Below are 14034 nucleotides of genomic sequence, written 5' to 3'. Positions count from 1 at the left end.
GCCTGCTCGCGATAGCGGTCTTTCAATCAACGGATGTGTTGTCTGACCCGCCGTCATCGCGAGCAGGCTCACTCCTACAGTTGGATAGGTGTTTGCAGGTTCAGCGACCGAGATAAACCTCGATCACGCGTTCGTTGTCCTGCACCTGTTCCAGCGACCCTTCGGCCAGCACGCTGCCCTGGTGCAACACGGTGACGTGGTCGGCGATGGAGCCGACGAAGCCCATGTCGTGCTCAACCACCATCAACGAATGTTTGCCCGCCAGGCTCTTGAACAGTTCGGCGGTGAATTCGGTTTCGGCGTCGGTCATGCCCGCCACCGGCTCGTCGAGCAGCAGCAGTTGCGGGTCCTGCATCAGCAACATGCCGATTTCCAGAAACTGCTTCTGACCGTGAGACAGCAAACCCGCCGGACGATTGACCGAAGTGGTCAGGCGAATGGTCTCCAGCACTTCGCTGATGCGATCTTTCTGTTCGCCACTCAGGCGCGCCCGCAAGCTGGCCCACACCGACTTGTCGGTTTTCTGCGCCAGCTCCAGGTTTTCAAACACGCTGAGCGCTTCGAACACCGTCGGCTTCTGGAATTTGCGACCGATGCCGGCCTGGGCGATTTGCACTTCGCTCAGCTGCGTCAGGTCGAGGGTTTCACCGAACCAGGCCTTGCCGTGGCTGGGCCGGGTCTTGCCGGTGATCACGTCCATCAGCGTGGTCTTGCCCGCGCCGTTGGGGCCGATGATGCAGCGCAATTCGCCGACGCCGATGTACAGATTCAAGTCGTTCAGTGCCTTGAAACCATCGAAGCTGACGCTGATGTCTTCCAGAGTCAGGATGGTGCCGTGGCGGGTGTTCAGGCCTGGGCCGACGCGCTGGCCGAGGCCGATGGCATCGCGGCTGCTGCCGGCGTCTCTGTTGGGTTCCAGTGGTGGAAAAAACGCCGGTTCGAGCATGAATTCTGCCGTCGCTGTCACTCTCATTGTTCACCCCTTTTTTTCAGCAGACCGATCACGCCTTTGGGCAGGTACAGGGTCACGACGATGAACAGCGCTCCGAGGAAGAACAGCCAGTATTCCGGGAAAGCCACGGTGAACCAGCTCTTCATTCCGTTGACTACGCCGGCGCCGAGCAGCGGGCCGATCAGCGTGCCGCGACCACCCAGCGCCACCCAGACTGCGGCCTCGATGGAGTTGGTCGGCGACATTTCACTCGGGTTGATGATCCCGACTTGCGGCACGTACAACGCACCGGCCAGGCCGCACAACACCGCGCTCAACACCCAGACAAACAGCTTGAAACCACGCGGATCGTAACCGCAGAACATCAGGCGGTTTTCCGCATCCCGCAGGGCGGTCAACACGCGACCGAACTTGCTTCGCGCCAGACGCCAGCCAATAAACAGGCTGGCCACCAGCAACACCACGGTGGCGAAAAACAGCACGGCGCGAGTCCCCGGTTCAGTGATGCCGAAGCCGAGAATGGTGCGGAAGTTGGTGAAGCCGTTGTTGCCGCCAAACCCGGTTTCGTTGCGGAAGAACAGCAGCATTCCGGCGAAGGTCAGGGCCTGGGTCATGATCGAGAAATACACGCCCTTGATCCGCGAACGGAAGGCGAAGAAGCCGAACACCAGCGCCAGCAACCCTGGCGCCAGCACCACCAGACACATCGACCAGAGGAAACTGCTGGTGCCGGTCCAGTACCACGGTAATTCAGTCCACGACAGGAAGGTCATAAACGCCGGCAAGCCATCGCCCGAAGCCTGGCGCATCAAGTACATGCCCATCGCATAACCGCCGAGGGCGAAAAACAGTCCGTGGCCCAGGGACAGCAGACCGGCGTAACCCCAGACCAGATCCAGCGCCAGGGCAACGATGGCGTAGCAAAGAATCTTGCCCACCAGCGTCAGCGTGTACGCCGAGACGTGAAGCGCACTGTCCGGCGATAGCAACGACAGCAGCGGCAACGTCAGCAGCAAAACGAGAATCACCGCGCCAACCGCGATGGTGATTTTGGGGCCGGCCTTTTGCGTGGCCGTGAGCATCAGGGGCTGGTTCATCAGTCGATCACCCGTCCTTTCAGTGCGAAGAGGCCTTGCGGACGTTTCTGGATGAACAGAATGATCAGCGCGAGGATCAGGATCTTGCCGAGCACGGCACCGATTTGCGGTTCGAGAATTTTGTTGGCAATACCGAGGCCGAACGCGGCGAGCACACTACCGGCTAATTGGCCGACGCCACCGAGCACCACCACCAGGAACGAGTCGATGATGTAGCTCTGACCGAGGTCCGGGCCGACGTTGCCGATCTGGCTGAGGGCTACGCCACCAAGGCCAGCGATGCCGGAGCCGAGGCCGAAGGCGAGCATGTCCACGCGTCCGGTCGGCACACCGCAGCACGCGGCCATGTTGCGGTTTTGGGTAACGGCGCGAACGTTCAGGCCCAGGCGCGTCTTGTTCAGCAGCAGCCAGGTCAGCACCACTACAAACAGCGCGAAGGCGATGATCACGATGCGGTTGTACGGCAGCACGAGGTTGGGCAGCACTTGAATTCCGCCCGACAACCACGCCGGGTTGGCCACTTCAACGTTCTGTGCACCGAACATCAACCGCACAAGCTGGATCAGCATCAGGCTGATGCCCCACGTGGCGAGCAGGGTTTCCAGCGGGCGGCCGTAGAGGTGGCGAATCACCGTCCGTTCCAGCGCCATACCGATGGCGGCGGTGACGAAAAACGCCACCGGCAAGGCGATCAGCGGATAGAACTCGATGGCTTGCGGGGCGAAGCGCTGGAACATCAGCTGCACCACGTACGTCGAGTACGCGCCGAGCATCAGCATCTCGCCGTGGGCCATGTTGATCACGCTGAGCAGGCCGAAAGTGATCGCCAGACCGAGTGCGGCAAGCAGCAGGATCGAACCGAGAGACATGCCGCTGAAGGCTTGGCCGAGGATCTCGCCAATCAGTAGTTTGCGTTTGACCTGAGCGAGGCTGGTTTCAGCAGCGGTGCGTACACCAGCGTCGGCTTCGACACCCGGTTGCAGCAGGCTTTCGAGTCGAGTGCGAGCCAGCGGATCACCGGTTTCACCGAGCAGACGCACAGCGGCGAAGCGTACGGCCGGGTCGGTGTCCACCAGTTGCAGATTGGCCAGGGCCAGGCTCAAAGCGGCGTGAACGCTTTCATCTTTTTCGCCAGCCAGTTGCTGGTCGAGAAATTTCAACTGTGCCGGTTTGGCGCTTTTCTGCAATTGCTGCGCGGCGGCCAGACGGGTTTTGGCGTCGGTGGCGAGCAATTGGTGACTGGCCATAGCGGTGTCGATCAGACCGCGCAGGCGGTTGTTCAGGCGCAGGGTTTTCGGTTGGCCATCGACGGTCATCTCGCCTTGCTGCAGGGCGTGGATCAGCTCGATGCGCGCCGGATCGGGCTGCGCGGCCCAGGCTTCCAGGAGTTTTGCTTGTTGCACGGGATTGGCCGCGACGAAGTCTTCGGCGTCGCCGGCCTGTACGGCCATGGGCAGTAAAAGCACGAGTGCAAAGATATAGCGGTAAAGGGCGGTGGGCATATTTAAGGCCTTGCGCGGACTATATGTAGGAGTGAGCCTGCTCGCGATAGCGGTCTATCAATCAACAGCTATATTGTCTGACCCACCGCTATCGCGAGCAGGCTCACTCCTACAGGGGATTGCGTCGGGCTCAAGCGACATGCCCAGTCCCGACACCTAGTGGCTTTAGTTGCTCTTCACCGCATAATCCGGCTTCTTGTCGTTACCCGAGATGAACGGGCTCCACGGCTCGGCACGGATCGGCCCTTCGGTCTGCCACACCACGTTGAACTGACCGTCCGCCTGAATCTCGCCGATCATCACCGGTTTGTGCAGGTGGTGGTTGGTCTTGTCCATGGTCAGCGTGTAACCCGACGGCGCGGCAAAGGTCTGGCCGGCGAGGGCTTCGCGGACTTTGTCGACGTCAGTGGACTTGGCTTTCTCAGCCGCTTGCGCCCACATGTGAATGCCCACGTACGTGGCTTCCATCGGGTCGTTGGTTACTGCTTTGTCGGCGCCCGGCAAGTTGTGTTTCTTGGCGTAGGCTTTCCAGTCGGCAACGAACTTCTTGTTCGCCGGGTTCTCGACCGATTCGAAGTAATTCCATGCCGCGAGGTTGCCCACCAGCGGTTTGGTGTCGATGCCGCGCAGCTCTTCTTCGCCGACCGAGAACGCCACGACCGGAACGTCGGTGGCTTTCAAACCCTGGTTGGCCAGCTCTTTATAGAACGGCACGTTGGAGTCGCCGTTGACGGTGGAGATGACCGCTGTCTTGCCACCGGCCGAGAATTTCTTGATGTTGGCCACGATGGTTTGATAGTCGCTGTGGCCGAACGGGGTGTAGACCTCTTCGATGTCCTTGTCCGCCACACCTTTGGAGTGCAGGAACGAACGCAGGATCTTGTTGGTGGTGCGCGGGTAGACGTAGTCGGTGCCCAGCAGGAAGTAACGCTTGGCGCTGCCGCCTTCTTCGCTCATCAGGTATTCCACCGCCGGGATCGCTTGCTGGTTCGGCGCGGCGCCGGTGTAGAACACGTTCGGCGACATCTCTTCGCCTTCGTACTGCACCGGGTAGAACAGCAAGCCGTTAAGCTCTTCGAACACCGGCAACACCGATTTACGCGACACCGATGTCCAGCAACCGAACACCACGGCGACCTTGTCCTGAGTCAGCAACTGACGGCCCTTTTCAGCGAACAACGGCCAGTTCGATGCCGGGTCGACCACCACAGGCTCCAGCATTTTGCCGTTCACGCCGCCCTTGGCGTTGATCTCATCGATGGTCATTAGCGCCATGTCTTTGAGCGACGTTTCGGAGATCGCCATGGTGCCGGACAACGAATGCAGGATACCGACCTTGATGGTCTCGGCGGCCTGGAGGCTCCAGGTCATGCCCATCGCGGCAATCGATGCCGATAGTGTGAAAGCCTTGATCAAGCTGCGACGCTTCATTGTGCGATCTCCATGAACTTATGAGTTTTCTTGGTGGCAGATGCGGACTACTGAAGGGTCTTTAGCAAGGGCTGTGCCTGGTCGGCAAAAGGCAGGGAAATGTCGTATTAGAGCGGTTGCGTGGTTTGTGCGACGCACCATGAAGGATCGCGCCTGGCGCGTTGGTGCGAAGAAGTGCGCCACATTGGGGCGCAGCCGCGACGAACTGTGAACAACAAAGACCTGTAGGAGCAAAGCTTGCTCGCGATAGCGGCAGTACATTCAACATCACCGTGACTGACACACCGCTATCGCGAGCAAGCTTTGCTCCTACAGCGGTTCAGCGGCGGCGCATGAGGCCGATGAAGAACAGACCTCCGATGGCGGCGGTGGCGACGCCGATGGGCAGGTCTTCCGGGGCGATCAGGGTTCGCGCGGCGACGTCGACCCAGACCAGAAAGAGGCTGCCCAACAACACGCACACCGGCAGCAATCGCCGATGCTCCGCCCCGACCAAGCGCCGCGCAATGTGCGGCACCATCAGCCCGACAAACCCGATGGAGCCACTGATCGACACCAGCACCCCAGTCATCAGCGAAGCAATCAAAAACACCCGCAACCGCACGGTACGAGCATTGAGCCCGAGGGTCACGGCCGTCTGTTCGCCCGCCATCAATGCATTCAACGGCCGCGCCATGCCCAGTAACAACACCAACCCGAGCGACACGCTGGCCGCCGGCACCGCCAGCAACTCCCAACGCGCCAACCCGAGCCCGCCGAGCATCCAGAACATCACCGCCGAACTCGCGCGGTGATCGCCGAGAAACAGCAGCAGATTGGCGATCGCCATCATCACGAACGACACCGCCACGCCGCACAACAGCAGCCGATCACTGTCGAGCCGCCCGTTGCGGTTGGCGATCATCAGCACGATCAGCATGCTCAGCAACGCGCCGATAAACGCCGCGATCGGCAAGGTCAGCAGACCGACAATTTCACCGACATGCAGCACCACAATCACCGCGCCGAGGGTCGCGCCGGAGGTGACTCCAAGCAGGTGCGGATCGGCCAGCGGATTGCGTGTCACCGCTTGCAGCACTGCACCGATCAGCGCGAGCCCGGCACCGACCAACGCACCCAACAGCATGCGCGGCACGCGAATCAGCCAGACGATATGTTCCTGCCCGGCGGCCCAGTCCGGCACGCCGAAACCGAAAATCCTGTGCAACAGAATCCGCCACACCACGTCCACCGGCACCCGCGCCGGACCGAAGCCCAGCGACACCACGCACGACATCAGCAACAACGCGCCGAGGGCCACCAGCAACAAAGCGTAGCGACGATTGATCATTCGCCGTGGAAACCCTTGGCCAGGGTTTCAACCGCCAGCACGTTGTCGATCCCCGGCGTGGCCTGCACATACGGAATCACGATGAAGCGCTGATGCTTGATCGCGTCCACCGATTGCAGCGCCTTATTGTTGAGCAGAAATTGCTCTTTCTGTTCGGCGGTGACTTCGCCGTAGTCGACGATCACGATCACCTGCGGATTGCGCTCGACCACGTTCTCCCAGTTGACCCGCGTCCAGCTCGATTCGACGTCATCCAGAATATTGCGCCCGCCAGCGGCATCGATCAGCGCTTGCGGCATACCGAGGCGACCGGACGTCATGGCGCGGTCTTCACCGCTGTCATAGAGGAACACGCGAGGTTTGTCCGCCGGCAGATCCTTGCGCACTTCGGCGACTTGCGCCTGCATCTGGGCGATCACGGCGTTGGCGCGATCCTGCACGTCGAAGATTTTGCCGAGGTTGCGCAGGTCGTTGTAGGTGTCTTCCAGGCTGGCCGGCGGACGCTTCATCACGAACGCGCAGGACTCGGTCAGCTCGTAGACATTGATGCCCAATGGCTGCAACGTTTGCGGCGTGAGATCACCGCCCACGCGCATGCCGTAATCCCAACCGGCGAAGAAGAAATCGACGTTGGCGTTGAGCAGGGTTTCCACCGACGGGTACTTGGCTGCCAGCTCCGGCAAGCCATCGAGGATGGTCTGCATCTGCGGTGTGACCGACTTCCAGCCGGTCACACCGCTGTAGCCGGCCATGTTTGGTTTGAGGCCCAGGGCGAGCATCATCTGGGTCATGTTGATGTCGTGGCTGACCGCGTGTTTCGGCGTTTGCTTGAAGGTCACTTCGCGGTTGCAGCTCTGCACGGTCAACGGGTAGTGAGTGGCCTCGGCAAATGCTTGGGCATTGCCCAGCAATAGAACGGTGCAAAGCAGGGAACGCAAAGTCATGGTTGGGTTATCCAGGTAATTCGTGGGTAGCCGTGCAAGGGATGTTCATCGATCAGCGCTTCGACGCCGAACACGTCGCGCAGCAGTGGGGCGGTCAGGACTTCTTTGGGTGTGCCGCAGGCGACGATACGGCCGTGATTGATCACGTACAACCGATCGCAGAAAGCCGCCGCCAGATTGAGGTCATGGATGCTCGCCAGGGTGCCGATCTTCAGGCGTTTGACCAGCTGCAGCAGTTCGAGCTGATAGCGCGGGTCGAGGTGATTGGTCGGCTCGTCGAGGATCAGCATTTGCGGTTGCTGAGACAGGGCTCGGGCGAGGATCACGCGCTGTTTTTCACCGCCGGAGAGGGTGGCGAAGGCATGATCCTCGAAGCCTTTCAGGCCGACTGATTCGAGAGCCTGGGTGATGAGATTTCGGTCTTCGAGGGTGTCGCCGTCGAACAGACCTTTGTGCGGCGTGCGGCCCATCGCGACGACTTCATCGACGGTCAGCCCGAAGGCGTCGGGGAATTCCTGCAGGACCACGGCGATGCGTTGCGCGCACCAGCGTGAGGATTGCTTCCAGACGTTGTGGTGGTCGAGCTTGACCTCGCCGGCCTCGGGTTTGCTGAAGCGCCAGGCACAGCGCAACAGACTGGTTTTACCGCTGCCGTTGGGGCCGATCAGACCGACGAACTCACCGGGGGCCACGTGCAAGGTTGCATCACGCAGTTGGAACTGGTGATGGCAATGGTCGTGACCCTGGGGTGTCCAGGCGAGATTCGTGAGGTTCAGCGAGGTCATGCATCTACTCTGAGATATTGGGTGTTGCGGATGACGCCATCGCGAGCAGGCTCGCTCCCACAGGGGCTGCGTGAAACCTGTGGGAGCGAGCCTGCTCGCGATGAGGGCGACACGGTTTAAAACCGGCCCTCATTGTATTGACTTCGCGCGTGCACGTATCTCGCCTGTTTCATGATGAAGGTGAGGCCGATTCAGTTTGCCGATTGAGTCGCGACAGCAACACCCGATCGAGCAGCCAGACCACCACCAGCGAAGCGCCCACCAACGGAAACACCACCGCCAGCGCAAACATGATCACCATCGCGGTTTTCCATTTCGGCAAATCGTGGCGCAGCGGCGGAACACCGAACTTTCCTTGCGGGCGACGCTTCCACCAGATCACCACACCGCTGACGGCGCTGAGCAGAATCATCAGGCAGATCAGCAGGATGATGATCTGATTGAACAGACCGAACATTTTGCCTTCGTGCAGCATCACACCGATTTCTGTTGCACGGGCGACGGTGCCGTACTGCTCGAAACGCACGTCGGCGAGGACATCGCCGGTGTACTGATCAACGTGCAGCGTAGCGTCGTTGCGCGGGTCGTCGGCGAACACCGCTATGGTGAACACGCCAGTCGCCGTGGTCGGGAAGGTGATGCTGTAGCCCGGTTCGACCTTGCGTTGCACGGCAATGTTCTGCACGTCCTGCAAGCTGATGGTCGGCGCGGCGGGGCCCGCTTGCGCGATACCGTGGGCCATGTGTTCGGCGTGGTCGCCGGACATTGGCATCGGTGTGTTTTCCATCGCCCAAGGCACGGTCTGGCGGGTGGCGGTGTTGAGGCTTCGGGCCTCGACATCGGACTTCGGTACGTCATCCCACATAGCTGCCGGAAAGACATTCCACACTTCGGCGTATTGCTTGCCCCAGAACCCGGTCCAGGTCATGCCGCTGAGCAGCATCACCAGCAGCAACGACGCGCCCCAGAACCCGGTCACCGCGTGCAGGTCACGCCAGAGTACTCGACCGCGACTGTTCAACCGCGGCCACAGGATGCCGGCCGCCTGGCCACGCGGCCACCACAGAAAGACGCCGGAGACCACCAACACCACGCCCCAACCGGCGGCCAGTTCGATCAGTCGATCACCGACGGTGCCGATCATCAGTTCGCCATGAATCGCTCGCGCAACGGCTTGCAGGTTCTTTTTGGCGTCTTGCTCGCCGAGGACATCGCCGTGGTAGGGATCGACGAATACGTTGAGCTCGTTACCGCCATCGATCACGACAAATTGCGCGCTGCGTTCGGCGTTGATCGGTGGCAGATACTGCTTGATCGTGGCTTGTGGGTAAGCCTCTTTCACCCGCTTGAGCAGCTCATCGGCCGGGGCGCTGTGATGCCCGGCCGGGACGTTCAGCAGGCTGCCGTACATCAACGGGTCGAGTTGCGGCTTGAACAGGTAAATGATGCCGGTCAGGGCCAGCATCACCATGAAAGGCGCGACGAACAGACCGGCATAAAAATGCCAGCGCCAGGCCAGGTTGTAGAAATTCGGTTTGGGCTGTTTCATCACGTGTGCTCCGCTTTGGCATGGATCTTTTAGTTGTTTGTTTGCGGTTGCTGCGCAACCGATCGCGAGCAGGCTCGCTCCCACATGGACAGTGGTGTACCTGTGGGAGCGAGCCTGCTCGCGAAGCTTTTTTAGAAACTCATGTCCACCTTGGTCCAGAGCGTGCGCCCCGGTTCTTTGATGGCTTGCGGGTCATTGGCCGGGTAGCCGAAACCGGCGTTGCCAGCCAGGTTCAAGTGCTCGGCGTAAGCCTTGCCGAACAGGTTGTCGACGCCGGTGCTGACCTTCCAGTTTTTGTTGATCCGGTATGCGCCATTGAGCGAGAACACGCCAAAACCCGGGGTCTTGTCGAAGTCCTTGCCAACCACGTTGCCCTTGTTCTGGTCGATGCGGTTTTGCGCCGCGACCACCCGCCACAAGGCCCCGGCGCTCCAGTTGTCTTCGCTGTAGGTCAGGCCAAAACGTGCGTCCAGCGGCGGCATTTGCGGCAGTGCGTTGCCGTCGCTGCTGTTCTTGCCCCAGGCGTAGGCCAGGGTCGCGTCGGCTTTCCAGTTGCTGGTCAGCTTGTAGGCCGCACCCAATTCACCACCCATGATCCGCGCGTCGATGTTCTGTGCTTGCGAGGTCATGCCCATCATTGTTGGCGTGTAGTTGAACAGGATGTAGTCGCGCACCTGCCCGACGTAACCCGAGGCCCAGGCTTCGAGGTCTTCGGTCTTGTATTGCAGGCCGAAGTCGAGCTGGGTGGTTTTTTCAGGCTTGATCGAATCGAAGGCATTCACCGAGCCGGCGGGGCCGGACTTGGGTGAAAACAGCTCCCAGTAATCCGGGAAACGCTGGGTGTGGCCGAGGCCGGCATACAGCGTGGTCGGACTGTCAGCCAGGTCATGCTCATAACGGACGAAGCCGCTTGGCAGTGTGTCGGCGCGGGTGTCGTCGGCAGTCGGGTTGGGGCGCGCCATCATCCCGGAGCCAGTGGTCTGCCGGAAATCCTTGGCCGAGGCGCGATCCAGGCGCGCGCCGGTAATCAGCCGGTCACGGTCGGCGGCGTACCAGGTCAATTCGCTGAACACGCCGTAGTTGTGGAAGTCGGCGTCCTTGTTGCGCGGCAAGTCCTTGTAGACGTCGATGCCCATGGCGCTGCGCTGGCGATGTTCGCTGGTCTGCGCATCGATGCCGCTGATCAACTGCACATCAGCCCAGCGCCAGGTGGCTTTGATCCGTGCGCCGAGGGTTCGACGGTCGACGTTGGAGGCCATGGGACCTGCCATCATGCCGGTGCCGGACGGCGTGCGCAGGGTGTAGTTGTCCATCACGTGGTCGGCGTAGTTGTAGTAAACCTGCGCCTCGACCTTATCCAGCACGTCGCCGATGTTCGATTTCTCGAATCGCAGGCCCAGGCTCTCGCGCTTGAACTGCGAGCCGTCCATGCCGCGCCCCGCGTAACGCGCTTCGCCATCGCCCTTGCCGGCGGTGAGTTCCAGCAGGGTGTCGGCGTCCGGGGTCCAGCCCGCTGCGACGTCGCCGTTCCATTTGTCGTAGCGCGACGGCACGGTGTCGTTGTTGCCGTCCTGGTAGTCGTCGGCATGCGCGGTGTTGCCGATCACTCGCACGTAACCCAATGGCCCGCCGGCAGCAGCGTCCACCACTTTGTCGAAACGCCCGTTGGAGCCAGCCAGCACGCTGGCGTTCACCCGCGTGCCGAGTTCGCCGAAGCTCTCCGGCTCACGGTCGAAGAGGATGGTCCCGGCCGACGCGCCTGGTCCCCAGAGCACGGTTTGCGGGCCTTTGATCACGGTCAGTTTGTCGTAGGTTTCCGGCGAGATGTACGAGGTCGGTGCGTCCATTCGGCCGGGGCAGGCGCCGAGCAACTGGCCGCCGTTGGTGAGGATGTTCAGCCGCGAGCCGAACATGCCGCGCAGCACCGGGTCGCCGTTGGTGCCGCCATTGCGCACCAGGGCGAAGCCGGGAATGGTTTTCAGGTAATCGGCACCGTCGCTGGCCGGCACCGGTTGGCGCGGATCCTTGGGGTTGGTGACGATGGTCAGTGGCGAACTCGGCGCGATGGCGGTGATCACCGTCGGGCTCAGCTCTTCGCTGTGACCGGCGTGTTCATCGGCCAGCACCATGGGTGTCAGCAGTGCACCGCAAAGGAAGGCGGTGGCGTGCCTGAAACGAATGCGGGATTCGTTCAAGGCAAAAGAAGCTTGGGCAGCGCTCAAGCGTGTGTCAGCAGAAAACCTGGACATGACAATTTCCATCGAACAGTCGTAAACGACACGGCCGGCAGCCTGCGGCTGTCTTCTAAACCGTGTGAGATCGGATGTGAGGGTTTACGTGTCGATGGGCGGGGCGCGGGTGCGGGCGCCGGGGAAGAAGGTTTGCCGGGCGTGGCCCAGGCGAGGGGACGGTGTGGTGAAGGTGGTGGCTGATGGTGTGTCGAATGCGCCGAAGGACTGGCCGCCGGTCAGCGCCGGGCAATTGAACAGCAGGCTGCAATAGCCGCATTTTTCCCAGAGCGCGTGATGTGAGGTTTTGGGCGGGCAGTGCTCGGCAGTGGGTTGTGCGTCGTGGTCGGCGTGCTCCATCGCCGACATGTCCATCGACATCGTCATGGACATCGAGGCGCGTTGATCCATCGGCATCGACTGAGAAATCAGCGGGCCGATAAAGATCATCAACATGGCGAACAGGCTGATCCAGCTCCCGTGCGTCAGGCTTAACGGCTGACGACGGTGTGCGGATGACCTGGCGCTAAGCAGGCGCATGGGCGTTTTTACTCAGTCGCTTACTGGGCGTGGGCGTGTATCTGCATGCCTTCCGGCGGCTTCTTCTGCACTGAGATTTCGACCGTCACGTCACCGGATTTCTCGAAATGCATTGTCAGCGGGAAGCGTTTGCCGTCACTCAACAGGCTGCGATCTTTCAGGTTAACCAGCATCACGTGATAGGCCATCGGCGCAAAGGTGACGTTGCCACCGGCAGGAATGTCGACGCTCGGCACCTGCTGCATTTTCATCAGATCGTTTTGCATGACGTGCTCGTGCAACTGGGCTTCGCCTGCAATGGGCGAGTCGACACTGAGCAGCCGGTCAGCCGTTTTACCGTTGTTGTGAATCACGAAATACGCCGCGACCGTTGGTGCGTTGGGCGGCAACTCTTGCGACCACGGATGAGCGATCTCCAGTTCCCCGGCCTTGTATTCGTGGGCATTGGCAAAACAGGCAGGCAGCAGCAACACAGCCAGGACGATGAGTTTGTTCAACATGGCAGTTCTCCAGAACGATTCAAAACGCAGGTCAATTGCGAGAAGGAATCACACCAGAGGGGAAGCTCGAGGATTAAGACTTGGCCATTGCTGGCGCGGTGTCGGTGTATCGAGAGAGGCGTCAGGCAGGCTTCGATTGGCCTCGAAACGCGCGAAGTACAGTTGCGGCAGATGCCCGGGCAACGCCACCAGTGGCGCGGAACCTGAACAGCACCAGCAATGTTGCATGTTGGAGTGATCGTCACTCTGCGGGGCTTTCTGTTCGATATCGCCCAGGGAAATCGCCACCATCTTCGTGCCGCTGGATGAACAGAAGCTGCCCCACAGCAACTGCTCGGCAGGCGATTTCGCCGTCTGCGCCATCGCTCCCGTCATCGGCATGGCGAGCATGTTGAACAGCACTGCGAAGCAGGCGATCCAGGCAAATGCGAGCCGTTGTCGAGACATGGGAAGAATCCGGTTGGGTGGACGATCAGGCGCGGCTATTTAGCCTGATCAGGGCCGATAAGTAAAAAAGCGGCGTGCGGTGTGGTGTCGCAGTGCAGTCAGAGAGTGCTGGCGTGCAAGCGCAGGCCCAAAGCTTTCATAACCTTCATGATAGTAGCGAATTCCGGATTGCCAGTGCTGCCCAGTGCTTTGTACAGACTTTCACGACCCAGCCCCGCATCACGGGCAATCTGTGTCATGCCCTTTGCTCGGGCTATGTCGTTAAGGGCTGCACGTATAAGCACTCCGTCGCCGGCATCCTCTTCAAAACAGGCGTCCAGGTAAGCGGCCATTTCTTCTGGTGTTTTTAGAAATTCGGCGGCATCGAAACGGGTGAATTGTTCGGCCATGATTTACTCCTCATTACCGATGTTTTGCGCCATTTGAATGGCGCGTTTGATGTCTCGTTTTTGAGTCGACTTGTCACCGCCCACCAACAGCAGATAAACCACTTCACCTCGGCGGGTGAAATACATCCTGTAGCCGGGGCCGTAATGCACACGCATTTCATAAACAGCCCCGCCTATGGGTTCGCAATCTCCAAAATTTCCATGCTCGGCGGCCCGAAGCCTAGCGATGATTCGAACTTTGCCAATGACGTCTCTCAGTGAATCAAGCCAATCGGCAAATGCTCGGGATCGTTCGAAGTCGATCATGCTTGATCGTATTCCTTGGGATACAGGTTGGCAA

14 protein-coding genes are annotated in these 14034 nt (G+C 60.5%); all 14 read right to left on the bottom strand.

Annotated features, from left to right (window positions below):
* Window positions 1-100: 100 nt before the first annotated feature.
* The 14 genes from urtD to ACYZUA_RS28660 all read right to left on the bottom strand — a co-directional run bounded on the left by urtD (window position 101) and on the right by ACYZUA_RS28660 (window position 14000).
* Window positions 101-973, bottom strand: a complete 873-nt coding sequence (gene urtD / locus ACYZUA_RS28725; RefSeq protein ID WP_461961526.1) for an urea ABC transporter ATP-binding protein UrtD — start codon at window positions 971-973, stop codon at window positions 101-103.
* Window positions 970-2049 carry an urea ABC transporter permease subunit UrtC gene (urtC, locus tag ACYZUA_RS28720; RefSeq protein WP_461961525.1) on the bottom strand — a complete coding sequence of 360 codons (1080 nt, stop codon included), beginning with the start codon at window positions 2047-2049 and terminating at the stop codon, window positions 970-972. Before urtC ends, urtD begins: the two co-directional genes overlap by 4 nt.
* Window positions 2049-3551, bottom strand: a complete 1503-nt coding sequence (gene urtB / locus ACYZUA_RS28715; protein ID WP_461961524.1) for an urea ABC transporter permease subunit UrtB — start codon at window positions 3549-3551, stop codon at window positions 2049-2051. The genes urtC and urtB overlap by 1 nt, the downstream gene beginning before the upstream one ends.
* 165 nt (window positions 3552-3716) lie before the next feature.
* The gene (urtA, locus tag ACYZUA_RS28710) at window positions 3717-4982 is read right to left on the bottom strand and encodes an urea ABC transporter substrate-binding protein (RefSeq protein WP_033055613.1); all 1266 of its coding nucleotides are present in this window, start codon (window positions 4980-4982) and stop codon (window positions 3717-3719) included.
* A 319-nt stretch (window positions 4983-5301) separates the two neighbouring features.
* Complete coding sequence (locus ACYZUA_RS28705; protein WP_461961523.1) at window positions 5302-6312, bottom strand: FecCD family ABC transporter permease; 1011 nt, start codon at window positions 6310-6312, stop codon at window positions 5302-5304.
* Window positions 6309-7256 (bottom strand): ABC transporter substrate-binding protein, encoded by a 948-nt coding sequence (locus ACYZUA_RS28700; protein ID WP_461961522.1) that lies wholly within the window; start codon window positions 7254-7256, stop codon window positions 6309-6311. The genes ACYZUA_RS28705 and ACYZUA_RS28700 overlap by 4 nt, the downstream gene beginning before the upstream one ends.
* Window positions 7253-8041, bottom strand: a complete 789-nt coding sequence (locus ACYZUA_RS28695; protein ID WP_461961521.1) for an ABC transporter ATP-binding protein — start codon at window positions 8039-8041, stop codon at window positions 7253-7255. Before ACYZUA_RS28695 ends, ACYZUA_RS28700 begins: the two co-directional genes overlap by 4 nt.
* A 169-nt stretch (window positions 8042-8210) precedes the next feature.
* The gene (locus tag ACYZUA_RS28690; protein WP_461961520.1) at window positions 8211-9590 is read right to left on the bottom strand and encodes a PepSY-associated TM helix domain-containing protein; all 1380 of its coding nucleotides are present in this window, start codon (window positions 9588-9590) and stop codon (window positions 8211-8213) included.
* A gap of 131 nt (window positions 9591-9721) precedes the next feature.
* Window positions 9722-11839, bottom strand: coding sequence for a TonB-dependent copper receptor (locus ACYZUA_RS28685; RefSeq protein ID WP_461961519.1), 2118 nt, complete (start codon window positions 11837-11839; stop codon window positions 9722-9724).
* Between the two features lie 84 nt (window positions 11840-11923).
* A complete protein-coding gene (locus tag ACYZUA_RS28680) occupies window positions 11924-12358 on the bottom strand; it encodes a DUF2946 domain-containing protein (RefSeq protein WP_461961518.1) in 435 nt (144 codons plus the stop codon).
* Between the two features lie 20 nt (window positions 12359-12378).
* Complete coding sequence (locus ACYZUA_RS28675) at window positions 12379-12858, bottom strand: copper chaperone PCu(A)C (RefSeq protein WP_461961517.1); 480 nt, start codon at window positions 12856-12858, stop codon at window positions 12379-12381.
* Window positions 12859-12906: 48 nt separating this feature from the next.
* Window positions 12907-13305: a DUF2946 domain-containing protein gene (locus tag ACYZUA_RS28670; RefSeq protein WP_461961516.1), complete on the bottom strand. Its 399-nt coding sequence runs from the start codon at window positions 13303-13305 to the stop codon at window positions 12907-12909.
* A 98-nt stretch (window positions 13306-13403) separates the two neighbouring features.
* Window positions 13404-13694 (bottom strand): addiction module antidote protein, encoded by a 291-nt coding sequence (locus tag ACYZUA_RS28665; protein ID WP_149630208.1) that lies wholly within the window; start codon window positions 13692-13694, stop codon window positions 13404-13406.
* Between the two features lie 3 nt (window positions 13695-13697).
* Window positions 13698-14000: a type II toxin-antitoxin system RelE/ParE family toxin gene (locus tag ACYZUA_RS28660; RefSeq protein WP_309677790.1), complete on the bottom strand. Its 303-nt coding sequence runs from the start codon at window positions 13998-14000 to the stop codon at window positions 13698-13700.
* Between the last annotated feature and the right edge of the window lie 34 nt (window positions 14001-14034).

This window comes from Pseudomonas sp. LS2P72, assembly GCF_054897865.1.
Note: the sequence above shows the minus strand (reverse complement) of the source record. Positions and strands in the feature narration are given on the sequence as shown.

Excerpts from the sequence above, each read along its gene's own strand:
- urtD (WP_461961526.1), bottom strand. The coding sequence starts at position 973 with ATGAGAGTGACAGCGACGGCAGAATTCATGCTCGAACCGGCGTTTTTT.
- urtC (WP_461961525.1), bottom strand. The coding sequence starts at position 2,049 with ATGAACCAGCCCCTGATGCTCACGGCCACGCAAAAGGCCGGCCCCAAA.
- urtB (WP_461961524.1), bottom strand. The coding sequence starts at position 3,551 with ATGCCCACCGCCCTTTACCGCTATATCTTTGCACTCGTGCTTTTACTG.
- urtA (WP_033055613.1), bottom strand. The coding sequence starts at position 4,982 with ATGAAGCGTCGCAGCTTGATCAAGGCTTTCACACTATCGGCATCGATT.
- ACYZUA_RS28705 (WP_461961523.1), bottom strand. The coding sequence starts at position 6,312 with ATGATCAATCGTCGCTACGCTTTGTTGCTGGTGGCCCTCGGCGCGTTG.
- ACYZUA_RS28700 (WP_461961522.1), bottom strand. The coding sequence starts at position 7,256 with ATGACTTTGCGTTCCCTGCTTTGCACCGTTCTATTGCTGGGCAATGCC.
- ACYZUA_RS28695 (WP_461961521.1), bottom strand. The coding sequence starts at position 8,041 with ATGACCTCGCTGAACCTCACGAATCTCGCCTGGACACCCCAGGGTCAC.
- ACYZUA_RS28690 (WP_461961520.1), bottom strand. The coding sequence starts at position 9,590 with ATGAAACAGCCCAAACCGAATTTCTACAACCTGGCCTGGCGCTGGCAT.
- ACYZUA_RS28685 (WP_461961519.1), bottom strand. The coding sequence starts at position 11,839 with ATGTCCAGGTTTTCTGCTGACACACGCTTGAGCGCTGCCCAAGCTTCT.
- ACYZUA_RS28680 (WP_461961518.1), bottom strand. The coding sequence starts at position 12,358 with ATGCGCCTGCTTAGCGCCAGGTCATCCGCACACCGTCGTCAGCCGTTA.
- ACYZUA_RS28675 (WP_461961517.1), bottom strand. The coding sequence starts at position 12,858 with ATGTTGAACAAACTCATCGTCCTGGCTGTGTTGCTGCTGCCTGCCTGT.
- ACYZUA_RS28670 (WP_461961516.1), bottom strand. The coding sequence starts at position 13,305 with ATGTCTCGACAACGGCTCGCATTTGCCTGGATCGCCTGCTTCGCAGTG.
- ACYZUA_RS28665 (WP_149630208.1), bottom strand. The coding sequence starts at position 13,694 with ATGGCCGAACAATTCACCCGTTTCGATGCCGCCGAATTTCTAAAAACA.
- ACYZUA_RS28660 (WP_309677790.1), bottom strand. The coding sequence starts at position 14,000 with ATGATCGACTTCGAACGATCCCGAGCATTTGCCGATTGGCTTGATTCA.